The organism is Panacibacter ginsenosidivorans, assembly GCF_007971225.1.
GTDB lineage: Bacteria > Bacteroidota > Bacteroidia > Chitinophagales > Chitinophagaceae > Panacibacter > Panacibacter ginsenosidivorans.
In genome coordinates this window covers 1,735,741-1,755,911 of sequence record NZ_CP042435.1, presented here as the reverse complement: position 1 = coordinate 1,755,911, position 20,171 = coordinate 1,735,741, and the positions used below count along the sequence as shown (strand labels likewise).

General features: G+C 37.5%; 18 protein-coding genes. 6 read left to right on the top strand and 12 right to left on the bottom strand.

The window, feature by feature from the left end:
* Positions 1-2: 2 nt before the first annotated feature.
* From leuB to FRZ67_RS07260, 5 genes are all read right to left on the bottom strand, one after another.
* On the bottom strand, positions 3-1,118 hold the full coding sequence (gene leuB / locus FRZ67_RS07280; protein ID WP_147188908.1) for a 3-isopropylmalate dehydrogenase: 1,116 nt from the start codon (positions 1,116-1,118) through the stop codon (positions 3-5).
* 24 nt (positions 1,119-1,142) lie between these two features.
* A complete protein-coding gene (locus FRZ67_RS07275; RefSeq protein ID WP_147188907.1) occupies positions 1,143-1,550 on the bottom strand; it encodes a GxxExxY protein in 408 nt (135 codons plus the stop codon).
* Complete coding sequence (locus FRZ67_RS07270) at positions 1,538-3,013, bottom strand: ATP-binding cassette domain-containing protein (RefSeq protein WP_147188906.1); 1,476 nt, start codon at positions 3,011-3,013, stop codon at positions 1,538-1,540. Before FRZ67_RS07270 ends, FRZ67_RS07275 begins: the two co-directional genes overlap by 13 nt.
* On the bottom strand, positions 3,014-3,700 hold the full coding sequence (locus tag FRZ67_RS07265) for a class I SAM-dependent methyltransferase (protein ID WP_147188905.1): 687 nt from the start codon (positions 3,698-3,700) through the stop codon (positions 3,014-3,016).
* 159 nt (positions 3,701-3,859) lie between these two features.
* Complete coding sequence (locus FRZ67_RS07260; RefSeq protein WP_147188904.1) at positions 3,860-5,029, bottom strand: 2-isopropylmalate synthase; 1,170 nt, start codon at positions 5,027-5,029, stop codon at positions 3,860-3,862.
* 200 nt (positions 5,030-5,229) lie between these two features.
* On the opposite strand from FRZ67_RS07260, the gene FRZ67_RS07255 reads away from it, so the two are divergent.
* On the top strand, positions 5,230-6,792 hold the full coding sequence (locus FRZ67_RS07255; RefSeq protein ID WP_147188903.1) for a hypothetical protein: 1,563 nt from the start codon (positions 5,230-5,232) through the stop codon (positions 6,790-6,792).
* 201 nt (positions 6,793-6,993) lie between these two features.
* Here FRZ67_RS07255 and FRZ67_RS07250 read toward each other — a convergent pair whose 3' ends face one another.
* The 3 genes from FRZ67_RS07250 to FRZ67_RS07240 all read right to left on the bottom strand — a co-directional run bounded on the left by FRZ67_RS07250 (position 6,994) and on the right by FRZ67_RS07240 (position 10,140).
* Positions 6,994-7,488, bottom strand: coding sequence for a GNAT family N-acetyltransferase (locus FRZ67_RS07250; RefSeq protein ID WP_147188902.1), 495 nt, complete (start codon positions 7,486-7,488; stop codon positions 6,994-6,996).
* Positions 7,488-9,377, bottom strand: a complete 1,890-nt coding sequence (locus tag FRZ67_RS07245) for an Nramp family divalent metal transporter (RefSeq protein ID WP_147188901.1) — start codon at positions 9,375-9,377, stop codon at positions 7,488-7,490. Before FRZ67_RS07245 ends, FRZ67_RS07250 begins: the two co-directional genes overlap by 1 nt.
* Positions 9,378-9,474: 97 nt before the next feature.
* The gene (locus FRZ67_RS07240; protein ID WP_147188900.1) at positions 9,475-10,140 is read right to left on the bottom strand and encodes a metal-dependent transcriptional regulator; all 666 of its coding nucleotides are present in this window, start codon (positions 10,138-10,140) and stop codon (positions 9,475-9,477) included.
* A gap of 80 nt (positions 10,141-10,220) precedes the next feature.
* Here FRZ67_RS07240 and FRZ67_RS07235 point away from each other — a divergent pair, with 80 nt between their 5' ends.
* The 3 genes from FRZ67_RS07235 to FRZ67_RS07225 all read left to right on the top strand — a co-directional run bounded on the left by FRZ67_RS07235 (position 10,221) and on the right by FRZ67_RS07225 (position 14,127).
* A complete protein-coding gene (locus tag FRZ67_RS07235) occupies positions 10,221-11,189 on the top strand; it encodes a hypothetical protein (protein ID WP_147188899.1) in 969 nt (322 codons plus the stop codon).
* Positions 11,190-11,194: 5 nt separating this feature from the next.
* Complete coding sequence (locus tag FRZ67_RS07230) at positions 11,195-12,091, top strand: cyclase family protein (RefSeq protein WP_147188898.1); 897 nt, start codon at positions 11,195-11,197, stop codon at positions 12,089-12,091.
* A gap of 215 nt (positions 12,092-12,306) precedes the next feature.
* Positions 12,307-14,127: a serine hydrolase gene (locus tag FRZ67_RS07225; RefSeq protein ID WP_147188897.1), complete on the top strand. Its 1,821-nt coding sequence runs from the start codon at positions 12,307-12,309 to the stop codon at positions 14,125-14,127.
* A 234-nt stretch (positions 14,128-14,361) separates the two neighbouring features.
* On the opposite strand, the gene FRZ67_RS07220 is transcribed toward FRZ67_RS07225, so the two are convergent.
* The 4 genes from FRZ67_RS07220 to FRZ67_RS07205 all read right to left on the bottom strand — a co-directional run bounded on the left by FRZ67_RS07220 (position 14,362) and on the right by FRZ67_RS07205 (position 17,469).
* Positions 14,362-15,477 carry an acyltransferase family protein gene (locus FRZ67_RS07220; protein WP_147188896.1) on the bottom strand — a complete coding sequence of 372 codons (1,116 nt, stop codon included), beginning with the start codon at positions 15,475-15,477 and terminating at the stop codon, positions 14,362-14,364.
* A gap of 181 nt (positions 15,478-15,658) precedes the next feature.
* Positions 15,659-16,009: a hypothetical protein gene (locus FRZ67_RS07215; RefSeq protein WP_147188895.1), complete on the bottom strand. Its 351-nt coding sequence runs from the start codon at positions 16,007-16,009 to the stop codon at positions 15,659-15,661.
* A gap of 28 nt (positions 16,010-16,037) precedes the next feature.
* Positions 16,038-16,889, bottom strand: a complete 852-nt coding sequence (locus FRZ67_RS07210; protein ID WP_147188894.1) for a DUF4440 domain-containing protein — start codon at positions 16,887-16,889, stop codon at positions 16,038-16,040.
* Between the two features lie 52 nt (positions 16,890-16,941).
* Complete coding sequence (locus FRZ67_RS07205) at positions 16,942-17,469, bottom strand: ester cyclase (RefSeq protein WP_147188893.1); 528 nt, start codon at positions 17,467-17,469, stop codon at positions 16,942-16,944.
* Between the two features lie 920 nt (positions 17,470-18,389).
* Here FRZ67_RS07205 and FRZ67_RS07200 point away from each other — a divergent pair.
* Both FRZ67_RS07200 and FRZ67_RS07195 read left to right on the top strand, forming a co-directional pair.
* Positions 18,390-19,382 carry a polysaccharide deacetylase family protein gene (locus FRZ67_RS07200; protein ID WP_147188892.1) on the top strand — a complete coding sequence of 331 codons (993 nt, stop codon included), beginning with the start codon at positions 18,390-18,392 and terminating at the stop codon, positions 19,380-19,382.
* Positions 19,372-20,157, top strand: a complete 786-nt coding sequence (locus FRZ67_RS07195) for a class I SAM-dependent methyltransferase (RefSeq protein ID WP_147188891.1) — start codon at positions 19,372-19,374, stop codon at positions 20,155-20,157. Before FRZ67_RS07200 ends, FRZ67_RS07195 begins: the two co-directional genes overlap by 11 nt.
* Positions 20,158-20,171 lie beyond the last annotated feature (14 nt).

Sequence of the window (20,171 nt, the reverse complement as noted above, 5' to 3'; positions counted from 1 at the left end):
AATTATATGATCGTTGATTTTCTCAACTCGATATTTGATTGATTTACTTCGCCGGTGATCTTATTAGTGATACAATCTGAAACAAGATCTCCGATGGTTGAAGTAAAATAAAAGTTGATCGGATCAATATCTTTTGTTACAAAACGATTTTGTAAGGTCCATTCTACTGCGCTTCTTACTATAGCCGCTTCTTCATGCATCTGCATATACTCAAGCATCATAGCAGTTGAAAGTATTGACCCTAGCGGATTTGCAATGTCTTTGCCTGCAGCCTGCGGATAAGAACCATGAATAGGTTCGAACATTGCAGTGCCAGTGCCAACAGAAGCAGATGGTGATAAACCTAATGAGCCTGCTAATACACTTGCTTCATCGCTTAGAATATCTCCAAACATATTCTCTGTAAGAATTACATCAAATTGTTTTGGATTCAAAATGATCTGCATAGCAGCATTGTCTACAAACATATAATCAACCGCAACAGTTGGATATTGTGGTGCAATTTCTTTTACAACCCTTCTCCACAATCTTGATGTTTCTAATACATTTGATTTATCAACCAAAGTAAGTTTACGTTTACGGTTGCCTGCAAATTCAAAAGCAAGTTTTGCAATACGAACAACTTCATCGCTTGTGTAAATACATTCATCAAGTGCAGTGTTCTGATCTTCGCTTAATTCTTTTTTGCCGAAATAAATACCGCCTGTTAACTCGCGGAATATAATAAAATCTACACCTTCCAGGTGTTTTGGTTTAAGCGGGGAAAGATGTTGCAATGCTGCGTAAGTTGTAATAGGTCTTATGTTAGCGTATAACTGCAATGCTTTACGCAATTTCAACAAACCTTGTTCAGGACGAACTTTTGCAGTTGGATCATTATCATATTTTGGATGACCGATTGCACCAAACAAAACAGCATCGCTGTTTAAGCATGATGCAATAGTTTCATCAGGAAGAGGGCTGCCTGTTTTATCGATAGCATCAGCACCCATCAGGCAATAAGTATAATTGAATTCATGATCGTAACGATCAGCAATGGCATTCAGTACTTTGATTGATTGTGCTGTTACTTCAGGTCCGATGCCATCTCCATTAATAACTGTGATGTTCTTTTTCATTGTCTGAACCAGGATTTATAGGATTTATGGATTTACAGGAATATTGAATGATTGATATTTTTGATTGATCAATCTTTTAAATTGAAGACTGGTACTACCAAAATTTATCAATAATCCAATTTCCATATTGTATGCTTCTAAATAATTTTTTGCTTGTGCCAAATGAACATCTTCTAATTGCACAATTGCTTTTAATTCAACCATAATTTTTTGCTCAATAAAAAAATCAACTCTTCTCTCACCAATCTCTTCATTCCGATAATAAATTTTCATGTTGTGTTCTCTTTCAAACGAAAGATCAGCATATCGCATTTCAATTGCCAACGCTCTTTGATAAATTACTTCCTGAAAACCATTGCCAAGTTCGTTATGCACTTTCATAGCTGCTCCAATTATTTTTTCAGTTATGTCTTTATATTTTAATTCAGACATACTAAATCATTAACTGCCGTATTAACAAATTTCCTGTCAATCTTATCATCCTTCAAATCCAGGTTCAGACATTTATCTATGCATGAAGGAATTTCATTATCGTAATGACTTATATAAATAAGTGTTTTATTTAGCTGAATACAAAGGTCATCTATTAATTGAACAAAGTGAGTTGTTTGTTTTTCATCCAAACCCTGGCATGGTTCATCCAAAAGAAGCAATGGCGGATCTTTTACTAAAGCCCTTAACAGCAAAGTCAATCGTTGCTCACTCGCTGAAATTGTTGAGAGAGGCTTGTGGGTCACATGAGAAAGTCGCAAAAGATCCAACCATTGTTCAATTATGTTTTGTTGTTCAGCCGTTAATTTTCTGAACAAACCAATTGTGTCATAAAATCCAGAACCTATTGCATAGTAGACTGTTGTGTTTCTATCAAAATACCATTGCAACTCGGGCGATACATAACCAATATTTTTTTTGATATCCCAGATGCTTTCGCCGCTGCCTCTTCTTTTATCAAAAAGATAAATAGAATTAGCATAAGCTTGTGGATTATCTCCATATATTAAACTGAGTAGAGTTGATTTTCCCGCACCATTATGACCTCTCAATAACCAACGCTCACCTTGCTTAACGGTCCAATTGATATTATCTAAAACTTTCTTCTCTCCATAAGCTATAGAAACATTTTCCATTCTTACGGCATTTGAAAATTGCTTTTCTTCTTTATTTGTTAAAGCAGGGAATGAATATACGGGCTGGTAATCTGCAAATAAATTTTCTTTTGAAAGTTCAAAAACTTCTTTCGTTGTAAACTGTTTCAGCTTTCCTTCCTCAAGGTAGGCTATATCTGTGATGCAGTCAGGAATTTCATTTATATCTGTAATACAGATGATCTGTGTGCCTGATGCTGCAACATTTGACAAGATATTATTGAGTTTTTTTCTGCTTGTAATATCAAGACCAACAAATGGTTCGTCCAAGATCAAAATATCTGTATGTGCAAGCAATGCCTTGATCAATTGAAAGCGTTTATGCTCACCACTTGATAAATGCAATAATGGTGATTGTCTTCTATGCTCCAATTGCAATTCTGATAAAAGCGAATCAATCTTCGTTTCATCGGTTGAAACAAGTTGCAATTCTTCTTCAATAGTTAATGCATCATTGTTATCAAAACTATTATAGCGCTGCTGGTAATAAAAGTCCTGGGTATTAGATCTTGTTTTGAAATGATAATGTTGCTCAACAAAATTGATAGAACGCTTATTTGCAAACTCAACAATTCCATGATGAAAAGCTCTGCTACAAATTACTTTTGCTAAAGTTGTTTTGCCACTTCCTGATGCGCCTGCGATAGCAAGATGCTGATTTGATTGTAAAGAAAATGAAATGCCATCCAGCAAGGTATTGCCTTGCAGTTTTACACTTATATCTTTTAATATAATGGATGGTTGTTGCATTTATTTCCTGCCAGCAAAAACTACAAAATTGAAATATTGATAATAGCAATTTGCCTGTTCAAAACCTGCATCTTTTAACCAATGTAACTGATCGTTCAATGGCGCCATTATGTCTAACTGAATTCTTTTATATGCACTTTGCTTTGCATCTTCTGTTAATGGTGATTGCTCAACTTTCTTTTTCCAGTTGTCACGATAAATGTAATCTGCTTCTTCGGTTCCACCTTCTACCTGATCTGCATTTATGAACCAACCACCCGGCTTCAATGCTTTATAAATCTTTGAAAACAACTCTTGTTTTAAAGAATGTTCCAAATGATGAATTGCCAAACCAGAGATCACTAAATCGTATTGTTGTTCGCCAAAATCTGTAGTTGAAAAATCCGCGCTTAAATAAGTAAAATTTTCATTTTGTTTTTCAAAACGCTCTTTTGCTTTTGCAAGCATATCATTTGATAGGTCAACCAAAGTAAAAGAAGCTTCCGGGTATTTTTCGTAAAAGAATGCACTCATTAAACCTGTGCCCGCACCAACATCCAAGACATTTTTTACTTCTTCAATTTCTTCAGAAAGTTCCAGTGGTATGCTATAGAAATCGTTGAAGCATGGAATCAAATGTTTTCTTTGCGTATCGTATTTTTCAGATACAGCTTTGAATTCATTTTGTATGTTGAGGTTTGATGCCATTACTTTTTTCTTTGTTAGCAAGCTTTCTGTTCTTTACTCATCGCCTGTTGTGTCACTCACTTGTGCGTTCGGGTTAACTGCTGAACTAAGAACAAACCGTACAAGTGTGCGACGCAAGAAAAGCCCAACGCTTTGTCTGCAGTTGGGCTTATAATTATTTTATACTTCTACCGTATGTTGCTTGTATTGCTTCGCCATTTCGTGCAAGTCATCATCTTCAACTTCTTTCTTTCTGTCTGCAACCTGTAAGAATTCCTGGTACAAAACATCAACATCGTTGCGTGTATATTGGTAACCTAATTTCTGGAAACGATGTGCCAACGCACTGCGACCGCTGCGTGCAGTCAACACGATCTTAGAACCATCTGCACCAACTTCTTCCGGCGTGATGATCTCGTATGTTTGAGAATCTTTTAAGAAACCATCCTGGTGAATACCGCTGCTGTGTGCAAATGCATTGCTGCCCACAATTGCTTTGTTTGGCTGCACCGGCATACGCATTGTATCACTAACAAGACGGCTCATTGGATTGAGCTTTTCTGTTTTGATGTTGGTGTACAAACCAAGCGAATGATGTTGTTTCATCACCATCACAACCTCTTCAAGAGATGTATTGCCGGCTCGTTCGCCTAGCCCGTTTATAGTGCATTCTATTTGACCTGCACCGGCAATAACTCCTGCGATCGAATTAGCAGTAGCTAATCCAAGATCGTTGTGGCAATGGCATGAAATCGTAGCTTTATCAATGTTTGGAACATTGTTCACGAGATAAGCGATTTTCTCACCGTATTGGTGAGGTAAGCAGTAGCCCGTTGTATCAGGAATGTTTACAACAGTAGCGCCTGCGGCGATAACTGCTTCAACAACTCTTGCGAGATAATCGTTGTCTGTGCGACCGGCATCTTCTGCGTAGAACTCCACATCGTCCACAAAATTCTTAGCCCATTTTACACATTGAATGGCGCGCTTTAAAATATCTTCCCTGTTGGAATTGAATTTCGATTTAATATGAAAATCAGAAGTACCTATACCCGTGTGGATGCGCGGACGAACTGCATATTTTAATGCATCAGCAGCAACCTCAATATCTTTCTGCACTGCACGGCTTAGGCCCGCTACTGTTGCTTTTTTAATTACTTTGGTTATTTCACGAACGGAATTGAAATCACCGGGACTTGAAACAGGGAAACCTGCTTCAATAATGTCTACACCAAGATCTTCCAAAGCAATTGCTAACTCGATCTTTTCTTTTGTATTTAATTTACAACCCGGAACCTGCTCGCCGTCTCTTAAAGTAGTGTCGAAAATGTCTATCTTTTTACCCGGCATTTTGGATATTTTAGAAATGAAAAATGCAGACTGCTTAATTTTGGATTGCCTGCCATTATATTTAAGCAGCCTGCAAGAACAAATATAGTATGGACCAGTTTCACCGGGAAGTCAAAATAGCTGTTATTTTACGGTTGATAAACAGTTGTAATTGTGTTAAAATGCAATGATAGTAAGGGTTTTATAAAAATGAAATTACGATGCCTAACAGGAGTACAGATGAACTATTTCAATTAATAAAATCGCTGGATAAGGGTGAAAAGCGATCATTTAAGTTATATATGAAGCGTTCTTCAGGTGGAGAAGACCTGAAGATCATCCGGCTTTTTGATGCTTTGGACAGGATGGATGAGTATGATGAGAAGGTTTTACTTAGCCGCAACAAGAGCATACTGAAGCAACAGCTATCTAATATGAAGGCAAGCCTTTACAAACAATTGTTAGCGAGCCTGCGACAAACAAAGGATGATGAGAACATAGACATATACCTGAATGAACAAATGGGTTATGCCCGCATATTGTATAATAAAGGCCTGTATCACCAGGCTTTAAAAATTCTTGATAAGATAAAGCAAACCGCTAAAGCCAATAACCAGGTCACTTTTCAGTTGCAGGTACTGTTCTTTGAAAAGAAAATTGAGGCATTGCACATAACCCGAAGCATAGAGAACAGGGCTGAGCAACTGAGCCATGAAGTGGATGAAGTAAATACACAACTTTCCCTGATGAGCAAACTCTCCAGTCTTTCCCTGCAGTTATATAGTTGGTATATAAAAATGGGGCATGCCAGGGATGAAAAAGATGTGACTGCAGTAAAAATGTTCTTTGAAGCAAACCTTCCACCCTGTAGTGTATCAAGGATGCATTTTTATGAGAAGATGTATTTATACCAGAGCCATTGCTGGTATGGATTTATTTTGCAGGACTTGCTGATGTATTATCGTTATGCGCAAAAGTGGGTGGATATTTTTGAACAGGAACCATACATGAAAAAAGTGGAAGCTGTTCAATATATCAAAGCGATGCATAATTTATTAAGTGCGCATTTTGATACAAATAACTACACAAAATTCAATGAAGCGCTGGCACAGTTTGAAAAATTTTCTCATTCTGAAAATGCCAACATGAACACCAATGTGCGGATTCAAACTTTTGTGTATTTAAACATCGCAAAAATTAATAAACACTTTTTGGAAGGCACCTTTACAAAGGGTTTGGAGCTTGTGCCTGAAATAGAAGAGAAACTGCAGGAATATCATTTGCAATTGGACAGGCACAGAATACTTGTGTTCTATTACAAAATTGCCTGCCTGTATTTTGGCAGCGGCGATAATGAAAAGGCGATCGATTATTTAAACCGTATCATTAACTGGAAAGTTGACCTGCGTACAGACCTGCAATGTTATGCACGGCTGCTTCACCTGATTGCTCATTATGAACTGGGTAATTATCAACTGCTCGAATATCTTATCAAATCTGTGTACCGGTTTATGGCAAAGATGAAAAACCTAAGTGTGGTAGAAGAAGAGATATTCCGGTTCTTACGCAAGTCATTTTCATTGGCGCCCAATAAAATGATTCCTGCATTTAAATCGCTGAAAGAAAAACTGCAGCGCTATGAAGGCAATCCTTTGGAAACACGTTCCTTTATGTACCTCGATGTTATTGCATGGCTCGAAAGTAAAATTCAAAATGTGCCTGTAGAAGAGGTGAGAAGAGATAAATTTAAAACAGGCAGGAAAGTAAAAGCTGTAGTGGAATAATTTTTTGTGACGAGCTTTGTTCTTTGTGGCATCGCCTGTTGTGTCACTCACTTGTACGGTTGGAAATTAAATGAGCAATTGAGACACGAATTTTAAGTCACGAATTACACGAATTGAAACTATTGTTTAATTCTTTAATAAAGAACTAAACGTACAAGAGTGCGACGCAACGAAGGTTTCATGCATATTCTGCAGCCTGAATCATAACTCTTTTATCATCCATATATCACAACCAAAATGCCCTGAATTACCCAGTGGTCCTTTCAGATAAGTAAAGCCCATTTGCTCATACATGCCAACGGCAGTACTTAGCTCGGGCATTGTTTCAAGGTACATACTGGTGTAACCCAATTCTTTTGCTGCATTAAAACATTGCTGCATCAATGCCTTGCCAATCCCCTTGCCTCTTGCAACAGGAGAGAGATAAATTTTTACCAGCTCGCAGCAACCTTCCGGAAGATTGGGCGTGGGATACACACCGCTGCCACCAACAATTTCATTGTTGACTGTTGCAACAAAATATGCAGAACGCGGTGTTTGAAAAAGTGTAAACAAATCATCTGTTGTAGGATCATAATAAACAGTGCCGGGCTTATTGGCTTTAAACTCTGCAAGTACAGAACGTATGATAGCTGCAATTGCTTTGTTATCTTCTTTGGCAAGTTTTCTTATAATGTAAGTATCCTTTGCAATCATTAGTTAACAATTAAGACAGGAATAGAAAGTTTATGCCTTACCTGGTCAACAGTTGCACCGTAAAAAATATCTTTTAGCCCACTGTGTTTGTGTGCACCCATTACTAACATATCCGCTTTTGCCTCATTTACAATGCGTACAATTTCCTGCACCCTGCTGTTGTATCCAAGATGAATTTCTGTTTTGTAGCCCATATTTCTTAATTGTATTGCATAAGCTTCGAGACGTTCCATATCTTTTCTTGTTTCATAATCATCAGATGAATCACCAAGGTATTTTGCGGAAGCAGTTTCTACAATATGCATTAATAAATAAGTGGCTTCATGTTTTCTTTGCGCTATAGCATAAGCAATGATCTTTTCATCTTTGTCACTAAAATCCAATGCCACAGCTATTTTGTGAGGCTCAGGTATATTTGCTATAGTAAGCGGCTTTGCTGTACTATGCATGCTGATTGCTGCAGATGCATCTGCTTTTTCTTTTCTTCTGCGTAAGAGTGGAAGTAAGGTCATACTTGTGAACAACCATGCAAAGATCAACCATCCAATGATAATAATTGTTTTCAAAATGGGTTGGCCACCTTCCTGAAATTTATCTACTGATGCATCCGCTACCAATTTTACATTCAGGAAAACAAGGATGCCTGCAACGATCCATGATAATATTTTTGTGTACGTTTTGATCGCAAATTTCCCCATCGTTTTTTTATCACTTACAAAATGTATCAATGGAATGATCGCAAAGCCCAGTTGAAGACTTAATATAACCTGGCTGAACACAAGTAATGCATCAAGCTTGTCATCGCCATAAATCACAATTACCAATACTGCAGGGATAATGGCGATCAGCCTTGTGATCAATCTTCGTATCCACGGATTGATGCGCAAATGCAAGTAACCCTCCATAACAATTTGCCCGGCCAATGTTCCCGTAACTGTTGAGCTTTGCCCCGCAGCAATTAATGCAATAGCAAAAAGTATTGGAGCTAGATCCCCAAGCATTGGTTTTAATAAAGCATGTGCATCTTCAATCTTCGCAACATTTGTATTCCCGCTGGTAAAAAAAACGGATGCTGCTAAAATAAGAATAGCCGCATTTACAAAGAATGCTGCATTTAATGCAATGGTGGTATCAAATAAATTAAACTTGAGTGCTCGTTTAATACCGGCTTCGTCATTTTTTATTTTGCGTGTTTGCACCAGCGCAGAATGCAGGTAAAGATTATGTGGCATTACTGTAGCGCCAATAATGCCAACAGCAATATAAAGCGCCTCACTGTTTAATGAAGTTGGCACAAAACCTTTTACTACATCGCCAAAATGTGGTTGCGCAAAAAACAATTCAATTAAAAATGATAAACCGATAATAGCTACCAGCGCAATAATAAATGCTTCCATTTTCCGCATACCATAACGTTGCAAAACCAATAGTAAAAAAGTATCCAGCACGGTAATACACACGCCGCCAAGAATAGGAAGCCCTGTTAATAGATGAATACCAATAGCCATACCTAAAACCTCAGCAAGATCACATGCAGCAATGGCAAGTTCCGCCAGCACATACAAACAGAAATTTACGGTGCGTGGGTATTCCTCGCGGTTGGCCTGTGCCAGATCACGGCGCCTTACAATACCAAGCCTTGCACTAAGACTCTGTAACAGCAATGCCATAAGGTTACTCATCAGTAAAACCCAGATCAATTGATAGCCGAATTTAGCGCCGCCCTGTAAATCTGTAGCCCAATTGCCGGGGTCCATGTAACCAACACTTACGAGATACGCCGGGCCCAAATACGGCAGAAATTTTCTTATTCCACTTCTGTGTTTTGTTGCATCAATCGTTTCATGCACTTCACTTAACGAGTTATCACTATGAAATCTTTCGAGCATGTTTGTTTGCTGTTTTATTTTTTTGTTACCGGCTTTTGAATAACTATTAAGCACCTGTTGTGTCACTCACTTGTACGTTCTTAACTTTTATCAACAATCACACAGGCTTTACAAATAATGACCTTGCCAGTTGCTCGCTTATAGTTACCGCCGGTTGATTTCTTATTTTTAGTTCCAATGAATTATCAAAGCTGAATTTCTTTTTTACTTCAAGCATAGTACCGATATGAATATTCTTATGTTTAAGCACTTCCAGTAATTCTGTTGATTGATTACCCACGGAAGTAACTTCTGCAGGTGTATTAAATTCAACAGATAATAAATTTACCTGTTGCTGTAAACTCATTTTGCCGTTGCTGTCAGGAATAGGATCTCCATGTGGGTCAAAACGTGGATGATCAAGAAACGCATCTAGCTTTTCTATCAGTAATTTGCTCGTAATATGTTCCAGTTCTTCCGCCACTTCATGCACCTCGTCCCAACCAAACTGCAATTTTTCTACTAAGAAAAATTCCCAAAGCCTGTGTTTCCTTATAATCCCTAATGCAATTTTTTTCCCCTGCGTACTTAGCTGAAATTCTTTATAAGGCTCATAGTTAATAATCTTTTTTGTCTTGAGTTTTTTGAGCATATCAGTAATAGATGCGGGCCTGGCCCTGATTGCAGCGGCAAGTTCATTGGTGGTTGTATAACCAGTTGCCTGCTGCAGGTGATAAATATTCTTGATATAATTTTCTTCTGTTGCTGTAAAATTAGGCTGCACGTAAAAATAATTTTAGACAAATCTAAAAAAACTTATCTTATATATACCATTAAAAATTTATTTTTATCAAAACATTGCCCATGCTCAGGCTTATTGTTATTTGTTTTTCGTCGTTGCTGCTGTTTTCCTGTAAGGAAAAAAAAGTTTCATTAGCGGGTAGTGATCCTGTGGATGCAAAGGACTTCATGGCAGCTTTTCCTGCATTGAAGCTGCCTTATAAAATTGCGGATACCAATATGGTAAAACTGGCTGATACTACCAACATTAGTTATGTCGTCTTTTCTGGATTTATACCTGACTCTGCACTTATTTCACTCTTAGGCAAAAATGTAAGTAAGAGTAAAATAAAGCCTGTGGGAAAGATCGAAACAGAAAAAGAAACTTATCTGCTCACCGAGTTTACGCAAAATAAAAAGGCTACACTGGTTACTTTTTTGCTTGATAAAAAATCAAGTTATCTCAGTGGGCTTGTATTGTTAAAGCAGGGAGATAAGGACGGATATCTACATTCTGTGAACATTACATCAGAGCCAACCTTTATCATCAGTAAGGAAAAATACAGCAGTACGAATGAGCTGATGTACACGCGTAATGGTTATGCATATAATAATGGATCTGCAGCATTTATTGCAGTAATGAACGACAGTAATGAAGATCTTAAACGTATCAACGAGGTCATTAACCCGATAGATACGTTTCCGAGGCTGAATAAACTAAGCGGGGATTATGTGCAGGATAAAAAGAATTATATTTCTATACGTGATGGAAGAAACACCAGTAAATACCAGTTCTTTATTCACTTCGAAAAAAATGATGGCGACTGTACCGGCGAGTTAAAAGGAATAATGACCATGCAGGATGCAACACATGGTTATTTCCAGGAAAGCGGCGATCCATGCGAAATTGACTTTAGGTTTACCACAAGCAGTATCATAGTGAAGGAACGTGGCAACTGCGGCAATCACAGGGGTATTAAATGTTTCTTTAATGATACTTACCGTAAAAAGAAAGACGCCAAGCCCACCTCTAAAAAGAAAACAGAAAAGTAAACTGTATGGACAAAAGGGTAATGTTTGATTTTGAAATATATTTCACCAATGGCGGAAGCATTAAAGGAGAAGATTTTCGACTGGATATTAATGGAGAAGATATTTCTGATAAAGAACTTGCTGATTACATTGTTGCTGATATGCATTTATTAATGGTCGGCCAAACGAAAATCCTGCACAAAGAAATCCTGCATGAAAAGCATAAACGACAACACATTGATGTTAAAATTGAAAACGAAGTTTTTATAGACCTCAGTCATGTAATAGAAAGCGGATTAATAACCTATAAAGGATTGCCCGCGCCTATTATCTGCGATTACCTGAGCAGGGAAGATTCAAAAAAATTTTATGAGGAAGGAACTGAATTTCAAATAGGCAAAATTGAAATGGTTTCTAATACAGGAACGTATATTGATTGTCCTTTTCACAGGTTTGAAAATGGCAAAGACCTTTCAGAGATTGGATTAGAAAGTTTTGCAGACCTGGAAGGTATTGTTATTCGTGTACCTTATAAAGAAACACTGGAAATAACAGCAGATCATCTAAAGAATTATGAAGTAAGAAACCGTGCTGTTCTTATAAATACAGGTTGGGATGAACACTGGAACACAGATAATTATTATACTGATCATCCGTACTTAACAAAAGATGCAGCAGAATATCTAAGGGATTGCAGTGTAAAATTAGTGGGCATAGACTCTCATAATATTGATAACACCAACGGTAAAAGCCGTCCCGTACATACTACACTTTTAGGCGCTGAGATTTTGATCGTTGAGCATTTGTGTAATTTATATTTATTACCACAGGAAGGTTTTTTGTTTAGCGCTATTCCGCCAAAGTTCAAAGGAGTGGGCACTTTCCCGGTACGCGCCATGGCAAAAATTGCAAAAGCAAAATAAACAGTAATAGTATTTTGATTGCCGCATAAAGTTTTGTAGTACAAGTGTGCGACGCAAGGAACGATGCCAACCGTATTGCAGCACGGCCCATAATCTTTCAAAACTTCTTTTCATTAATTATTGCCTTTGGTCATTTTCATAAAAGACAAGATTGTAATGTTTGTCTATCTTCATCTATATACCATCTAACTACTTTTATTCAAAAAAATATGCTCATGAGAAAGATTACCGCACTGTTTTTTTTAATTGTCATTACGACAACTGCATTTGCGCAAAAACAAAAATCCACAGACGATAAAAGATTTGCAGGTCTTGATACCGCATTTGCAAGAGTGCTGAAAGACTGGAAGGCCGCTGGCTTTGCTGTAGCGGTAGTTGAAAAAGATAAAGTGGTTTATGCAAAAGGTTTTGGCTACAGGGATGTTGAAAATAAAATTCCTGCAACAGCGAATACATTGTTTGCCATTGGTTCCTGCACTAAAGCATTTACAGCATCATTAATAGGCATGCTTAGTAAAGATGACAAAGTTGATATTGATAAACCTGTACGTGCCTATTTACCCGAACTGAAATTTTATAATGATGAAATGAATGATCACATCACGCTGCGTGATATGATGTGTCATCGTACGGGTTTGCCAAGGCATGATTACTCCTGGTATTATTTTTCTACGCAATCACGTGACAGCATTATGCAACGCATTGCCTATATGGAGCCTTCTGCCGGCCTGCGTGAAAAATGGCAGTATAATAATTTTATGTTCTTCCTGCAGGGTGTGGTTACTGAAAAGCTTACCGGGCAAAGCTGGGAAGACAATATCAAAGAAAAAATATTTAAGCCGCTGGGCATGGATAGCGCCACTGTTTCCATTGATGAAATGCAAAAGCATGGTGATATTGCAGTAGGTTATGGTTTAAAGAATGACAGTATAATTAAGAAGCTCGATTACTATCATATAGATGCGATGGCACCAGCAGGCAGCATTAACAGCAGCGTGAATGATATGGCCAAATGGGTAACCACGTGGATCAACGGCGGCAAGTATAATGGCAAAGAATTATTGCCTGCTTCTTATATAAACCAGGCTATGAGTTCACAAATGGTAATAAGTGGTGCGTTGCCTTCTAAAGAAAAGCCTGATCTGTATATGGCAAATTATGGTTTTGGGTGGATGCTGTCTTCTTATAAAGGTCATTACCGTGTAGAGCATGGTGGCAACATTGATGGATTTTCCGCCAGTACTTCATTCTTCCCTTCTGATAGTATTGGCATTATTGTATTATGCAACCAGGATGGTTCTTCTGTGCCATCTATTGTTAGAAATCTTATCGCGGACCGTATGCTGGGATTAAAATATTTTGACTGGGAAACAGACCTGAGATCAGCTGTTGTGAAAGCTAAAGCTGCTGCTAAAGATGCGGAAAAAGCAAAGACCACAACTGCAAAGAAAGAAACCAAACCAACACATGAACTTAAAGATTATGAAGGTCTTTATTCCAACAAAGGCTATGGCACTTTTGAAGTGGTTTTAAAAAATGATTCTTTGTTTGCTTTACCTGGTAAGCATACCTGGTGGCTAAAACATTTGCAGTATGATATTTTTATGCCGGTAGAAAAAGATAAAGAGGGCAACCTGGATACCAGTGAAAACAGCGATCCACTTCAATTCAATATGAATGTTTCCGGCGACATTGAATCTGTTGATATAAACTTTGAGCCCAGTTTAAAACCCATTGCATTTTCTAAAACGCCTAAAGGAAAGGAAATTACCAAAGAAGAATTACAGCAATACGAAGGCGAGTATGATCTTAGCGGCACTGCTATAAAAGTTTACCTGAAAGGAGAGAAGACCTTGTATCTTTTTGTGCCCGGCCAGCCTGAGTATGAGCTGGTGCCTGTAGATAAAGACAAATTCTCTATCAAGATCCTTAAAGGCTTTACGGTGCAGTTTAATCGTGATGATAAAAAAGAAGTGAATGAATTGTTATCGATTCAGCCAAACGGAACATTTAAAGCAACGAAGAAAAAGAAATAAGAAAATCGTTTTAATAAAAAACTCCGGTAATATTATTGCCGGAGTTTTTTATGTACTTAGTTTTTGAATTACTATTAAGCTTTGGTTGTGTCACTCACTTGTACGTTCTGTTGTTAAATAAGCTTTTAGCCTTTAGCTATTAGCTAAAAGCCAATTGTTAATAGCTATCCGATTGTACAAGTGTGCGACGCAAGAAAAGCCTCATAGCACTACTACAGCATGGCTCATAAAAAATTATACTCTTAAGAAAACTTTTTTCTGATACATAAAATATAAGAACACCCACTTTACCATTACATAACAAATAGCCATTACCACAATATTAAATGGATCGCCGATCAACTGGCCAAGCCATTGGAAAAGAGCGTTGGTTGTGTATTCCCAATTAATAAACTGGCCCGACATGTAAATCAATATCGAGTTCATTCCAATGATCTTAAAAAAGAAAGCCCATTTTTTATAACCGCGTACGTCTATGATGTAATAAAACAGTGCCAGTAATATTAAACTGTAACCACCCACATTTAACACAAATGAACTTGACCATAGATTTTTATTGATGGGAAAATCAAGATCCCACAAATGTGCCAAGGCAATAAAAATAATGCCTGTGATAGCCATATACAATGCTTTCTTTGCAGGCGCTGCAGGATTTTTTTTCAGGAAGTTTCCTGTCATAATACCCAGCAATCCCGTACTGATTGCGGGAATGGTACTCATTAATCCTTCGGGATCGTGAATGCCAAGATAAAGTTTGCCAGGCAGAATTAAGCGATCAACATAAGAAGCAAAGTTTCCTTCCATGGTAAGGTCACCGGGTGCAAAACCTGGGGCAGATGTAAATTTCAACAACAGCCAGTAACCTATAATGATACAAAAGAACCAAATGACCTGCGCTCTTTCTTTTGTGTAGATATAAATAATGTTGGCAAACATGTAAGCAAGGCCAATGCGTCCTAACACACTGCCAAAGCGGATCTCGGCAAGCGGCTTTATTTCAAGGCCATTGTTGTAAATAATGCCGAGCAAAACAAGTATCAGTCCGCGTTTTACCACGCGCCATAATACCTGTTTTTTTGTTTTTCCTTTTTCCAGTTCGCGGCCAACAGAATAAGGTGTTGCCACACCAGCCATGAAAAGAAACAATGGAAAGATAAGATCATAAAAATGAAAACCGTTCCATGCAGGATGGGTTAATTCATTTGAGATAGCTCCCCAGAAAGGCGAGCCTGTTGCTTTGAATAATGTATGCACAATTTCTTCGGCGCCCATGATCCAGAACATGTCGAAGCCGCGAAGTGCATCAAGCGAGAACAAACGTTCAGATGTGTTGGTTGTTGTAAGCGACATAAAATGTAAATTCAGAATAATAGTTGGAATGCTGATTAAGCAGACAATGTAATTACTTTGATCGAATCAACTGTGCAGGGTTGCTAAAGTTAAGCGGTTTATAATACTACTGTAAATTTTGTTTCGGTAATTATTTAGTCAGCGAATGAATTAACCAACTGTGGTAAATCCCTGTTGCTAACTATGTTTTTATTTCAACACTGATGATATGCAGATCTTGAAGGCCCGTATTGCATAGCGTATGTGGTGGCAGCGGCCCTGACCAAAATGCAGAAGATGTAGATGGCGATTTGGCGAGATTTTTTGAGTCCAGTACAATATTGCCATCGCTGTCGTATCGTACAAAATCAGACCAGCTGATCACATATAAAGAGGCCGGCCATTTATGCGTATGTAATTCAGTTGTTTCTCCGGATGGAATGCAGGCATCTATAACACGTACCTTTTCATTTTCAAATAACAGCTTATGATGTTTTGGTGCTGCCAGTAATGCATCCAGTTCTTCGGGCCATTGCTCTTTATTTGATTCCATTGCGAATAGCGTTTATTGTTTTCCTTTTTTATTTTTTATTTGCGCCCATACCGCCGATGATCAGCCACCCATTATCGGTTTTCTTCCATGTGTGTGTGATCTTGTAAGTGGTTTTTTCCAGTACTTCATTCTTATTATTCGTCCATGTTTCAGTTACATCATATAATACAATTACAATGTCGCCAAAAACATTTTCTACTTTGCGGTCGAGCCGGTAATCAAAATGCCTGCTCTTGTCTTTAAACATATCGGTGATCCAATCGGTGATATGATCTTTACCAGCTATTTTGTTGTTAGACGGGTAACCAATAAATTGATCATCCCATAAAGTGGCATATGATTTCAGATCCTGGGTCTTTACATAAGTCCAGTATTTTTCTTCCAGGTGCCACACTGTATCTTTTGACTGTTGCATGGAAAGCGGCGCAGCATAGCCATTGTTAACTTCAATCCAATAGCCATCGGGGTCCTGGAAATAAACCTGTTTTACACCATCTGCTCTTCTGTTGATAGCGGAAGCAGTGCCGGGCCAATTGGAGTAAGCGATATTCATTGTCTGCAGCCGCTTAAGAAATGCATCAAAGTTTTGCGTGGTTAGTGCAAGATGTAATGCTTTATTGGCTGTAACATTTTCTTTAATGATAGAAATAAGGTGCAACTCTTTGCCTTCTCCCAAAGAGAGCCAGCGGATGCCTTCTATTTTTGAGCGGTTGGTTATTTCTTTTAATTGAAACAGGTTCATGTAAAACGTTGCAGAGCGGCCCAGGTCTTTCACAGAAAGTGCCATATGGTTAAAGCTGAAATCAAAACGAATGCTGTCCTGTGCTTTCACTAAAGTTGTGGAAATAAGTACTGCTAAAATCAGCGCTATCTTTTTCATTTGTTGATTTTGTTAGTGATAGATTACCAAGCTTATTTAAAACGTGGTGCAATTATTTAGAGGCCGGTAATAATCCCAACTGTTGCATAAAAGCATAGTTGTCGAAGAAATCTCTTTCTTCTGCTATTTTCCCGTTTCTCATTGCTACCAATGTAACGCCATCAATACGCACCTGCTTGCCTGTTGGTGGAATGCCAAAGAATACGCCTGTATGTGTGCCTTTAAAATTCCAGTGCTTTACTAATTTGTTGCCTTGCCCGAACACATCAACAATAGTGAATGTAATGTTTGAGAAGCCGGTAAGATAATTTGCATAGTATGCCCTTGCGCTATCGATGCCCACAATGTCAGGGTTTGCATGCATTACCACATCGGTTGTAAAGTTGGAATCGTTGAACATGTCCAGTTTACCATGATTGATGATTTCATCCCATGTATGCGTGTACATTTTTATGTTAGCTGCAACGGAGTCTGCGGCCACTGTTTCTTTGGGTTGTTCCGGGGCATTGCAGGATGTTGTAAAGATACTTAATGCTACAAATGAAATAAACAAGCTAAGCATGTACGGATTTAGTTTCATTGTTATGTTTTGAGTTTTGAAAATACAATTTTTTTGAGCCCTGCTGTAGTATAATTTTGGCTTTGCTTGCGTCGCACTCTTGTACGTTTTGTTCAATAATGAGCAGAACGTAGAAGTGAGTGACACAACACCAGACAAATAGTATTTTCACAGCTTGTAAAATAATATTTTATTTGTACCGCACTATTGTATATCATATTCCTTTTTTATTTCGCTCAACAATGTTGTTGTATGTGATAATAACGTATCTGCAGTAGCAACAGGGTTACCCGCAGGGAACTCTGTGGTTAAAAGAACTATGTTGCGAACAACGTTTCTAAGTTTCTCGTTGATATCGCGATAGGTTATGAGCAATGAGCAATGGTACCTTGTGCCTTTTTATCTTCTAAATATGTTTCCAAAAAAGTGAGTGGTTATCATATTCAAATTCGATTATGAATAAAGAGAGCATTCCAGAAATTATTGATTACTTAATTGGCATAGGTCTCTTAATCACTTTACTTTTTGTTTTGAAAAATAAAAATGGGCTCTATCAAAAAAAGGTGTTTGGTTTTCCTATCAGAAATGTAGTTTATGCTGTTATTGTATATTTCATAGTTATGATTGCATTAGCTTTTTTCAAGTAAGTATTAATATAAGTTCCGAACGATAAGGTGAGTGACACAACAGTTGATACCATAAGAAGCAAAAGCGTGTAATATAATATCAAAAAGCATCATTTATCATAAGGCTTTGTTTGATAAATTATTATGCTTCATCAAAATTTTATTTACTCAATCATTTTTAAAATAAATGGAATACTGTCTATTTGCATTTAAACTGTTATGCAAAAGGCAATGTATTAAAGCATTCATCTCAAGCAACCTCCTTTCAAATATATTTTGATAGTTTCGTGAGATTAAATTTATAAGTAAAAATGTATGGCAGATCATGGAAAATTTATTATATCTGTAGATCTTGAATTAATGTGGGGTGTAAGGGATAAAATGAATATTAAGGAATATGGAGAAAACGTAAAAGGAGTTCATAATGCACTTCCCCGTTTATTGGAAACTTTTCGTGGACACAAAATAAGAGCAACTTTCGCAGCGGTTGGATTACTGGTTTTTGAAACAAAAGAGGAACTTTTAAAAAGCATGCCGGATACATTACCTGGCTATGCTAATGAAAATTTATCTCCCTACAATGGTTATTTTGATTTGGTTGGGAGGAATACAAAAGAGGATCCATATCATTTTGGCAGCCATCTTATAAAGCAAATACTACGATATCCCGAACAGGAGGTCGGTACGCATACATTCTCGCATTATTACTGTTTGGAAAAGGGGCAAACCATTGAAGCATTTAAAGCAGATATTTTGCAGGCACAAAAAGTGGCACAAGATAAATTTGGGCTTCACTTAACTTCTTTGGTATTTCCAAGAAACCAGTTTAATAACGACTATCTCGAGGTATGCAAAGAACTGGGTATTATTTGCTTTCGAGGAAATGAACACTCCTGGATCTATGCCGCAAGAAATATGGAAGAGGAAAGCCTTTTTCGGCGTGCATTAAAATTGGCAGATACTTATATTAATCTATCAGGAAATAATTGTTACAATGATCAATATTTGAAAAGTAAATTCCCTGTAGATATCCCTGCAAGCAGATTTTTGAGACCATATTCTCCACTTTTAAAATCATTGGAAAGTTTGAGACTGAAGCGTATAAAATCAGGGATGAGTTATGCAGCTAAAAAAAATCTTACTTATCATTTGTGGTGGCATCCGCATAATTTTGGCATCAATCAGGATGAGAATTTTTCCTTCCTGGAAAAAGTACTTGCTCATTATGATGATTTAAATAACCAGTATAATTTTCAGTCATACACAATGTCTGCTTTAGCAAAAGGAATTTTAACCAATGAACACTAAGCAAATAACAGAACTTGCAATCAGGCGCCACGACGAGGATGCGGAATTTTTTCAGAACGTTTATTCAGGCACGCTTCATTCAGCGCAGTCACAGGTATTTCTTTATGGAAGAAATATGATACTGGAGGAATTGGAAATTCTTTTACAAACGGTGCCAAAAGGCGGAAATATTTTAGATGTTGGATGTGGAACCGGTCATTTGACAAATTGGTTAAAAGAAAAAGGTTATCATGTTTGCGGGGTAGAGCCATCTGAAGAGATGTATCAATATGCCGTTAACAATTTCCCTGGTATTGATTTCAAAAAAAGCATTTCTTCCTCTTTGCCTTTTAATGATGAAAGCTTTGACCTGGTAATAGCACTTGAAGTTTTAAGATACCTGGAGGATGAAGAAAATAATGCGACTTATAAAGAGTTCTATCGTGTGTTGAAAAATGATGCAAGGATTTTTGTGACACACGTAAACCTGTTTTCAACTGATGGGTATTTTTTCTTTTACAATGCAATAAGCGTAATGCATAGTCTTAGCAATAAGCCGTATCATTTTTGCAATTTTACTACGCCCTCCAAACAAGTAAAAATGCTTATTGACAATAACTATAAAAACATTACAACGATTGGACGAATGGCTGGTGCTGTAAGGATATTTTATAAGTTCGGAAATTTTATTGGAAATAAGTTCGGTGAGTTAATTAAACGAACATCCGAGCAACGTTATACAAAAGGAGTTTTAAAATCAATGGCGGGTCATTTGATTGTTATTGCTCAAAAATAATCTGTAGTGTTGAA

Excerpts from the sequence above, each read along its gene's own strand:
- FRZ67_RS07235 (WP_147188899.1), top strand. The coding sequence starts at position 10,221 with ATGCTCAGGCTTATTGTTATTTGTTTTTCGTCGTTGCTGCTGTTTTCC.
- FRZ67_RS07250 (WP_147188902.1), bottom strand. The coding sequence starts at position 7,488 with ATGATTGCAAAGGATACTTACATTATAAGAAAACTTGCCAAAGAAGAT.
- FRZ67_RS07225 (WP_147188897.1), top strand. The coding sequence starts at position 12,307 with ATGAGAAAGATTACCGCACTGTTTTTTTTAATTGTCATTACGACAACT.
- FRZ67_RS07215 (WP_147188895.1), bottom strand. The coding sequence starts at position 16,009 with ATGGAATCAAATAAAGAGCAATGGCCCGAAGAACTGGATGCATTACTG.
- FRZ67_RS07210 (WP_147188894.1), bottom strand. The coding sequence starts at position 16,889 with ATGAAAAAGATAGCGCTGATTTTAGCAGTACTTATTTCCACAACTTTA.
- FRZ67_RS07270 (WP_147188906.1), bottom strand. The coding sequence starts at position 3,013 with ATGCAACAACCATCCATTATATTAAAAGATATAAGTGTAAAACTGCAA.
- FRZ67_RS07245 (WP_147188901.1), bottom strand. The coding sequence starts at position 9,377 with ATGCTCGAAAGATTTCATAGTGATAACTCGTTAAGTGAAGTGCATGAA.
- FRZ67_RS07205 (WP_147188893.1), bottom strand. The coding sequence starts at position 17,469 with ATGAAACTAAATCCGTACATGCTTAGCTTGTTTATTTCATTTGTAGCA.
- FRZ67_RS07195 (WP_147188891.1), top strand. The coding sequence starts at position 19,372 with ATGAACACTAAGCAAATAACAGAACTTGCAATCAGGCGCCACGACGAG.
- FRZ67_RS07265 (WP_147188905.1), bottom strand. The coding sequence starts at position 3,700 with ATGGCATCAAACCTCAACATACAAAATGAATTCAAAGCTGTATCTGAA.
- FRZ67_RS07255 (WP_147188903.1), top strand. The coding sequence starts at position 5,230 with ATGCCTAACAGGAGTACAGATGAACTATTTCAATTAATAAAATCGCTG.
- FRZ67_RS07275 (WP_147188907.1), bottom strand. The coding sequence starts at position 1,550 with ATGTCTGAATTAAAATATAAAGACATAACTGAAAAAATAATTGGAGCA.
- FRZ67_RS07200 (WP_147188892.1), top strand. The coding sequence starts at position 18,390 with ATGGCAGATCATGGAAAATTTATTATATCTGTAGATCTTGAATTAATG.
- FRZ67_RS07220 (WP_147188896.1), bottom strand. The coding sequence starts at position 15,477 with ATGTCGCTTACAACAACCAACACATCTGAACGTTTGTTCTCGCTTGAT.
- leuB (WP_147188908.1), bottom strand. The coding sequence starts at position 1,118 with ATGAAAAAGAACATCACAGTTATTAATGGAGATGGCATCGGACCTGAA.
- FRZ67_RS07260 (WP_147188904.1), bottom strand. The coding sequence starts at position 5,029 with ATGCCGGGTAAAAAGATAGACATTTTCGACACTACTTTAAGAGACGGC.
- FRZ67_RS07230 (WP_147188898.1), top strand. The coding sequence starts at position 11,195 with ATGGACAAAAGGGTAATGTTTGATTTTGAAATATATTTCACCAATGGC.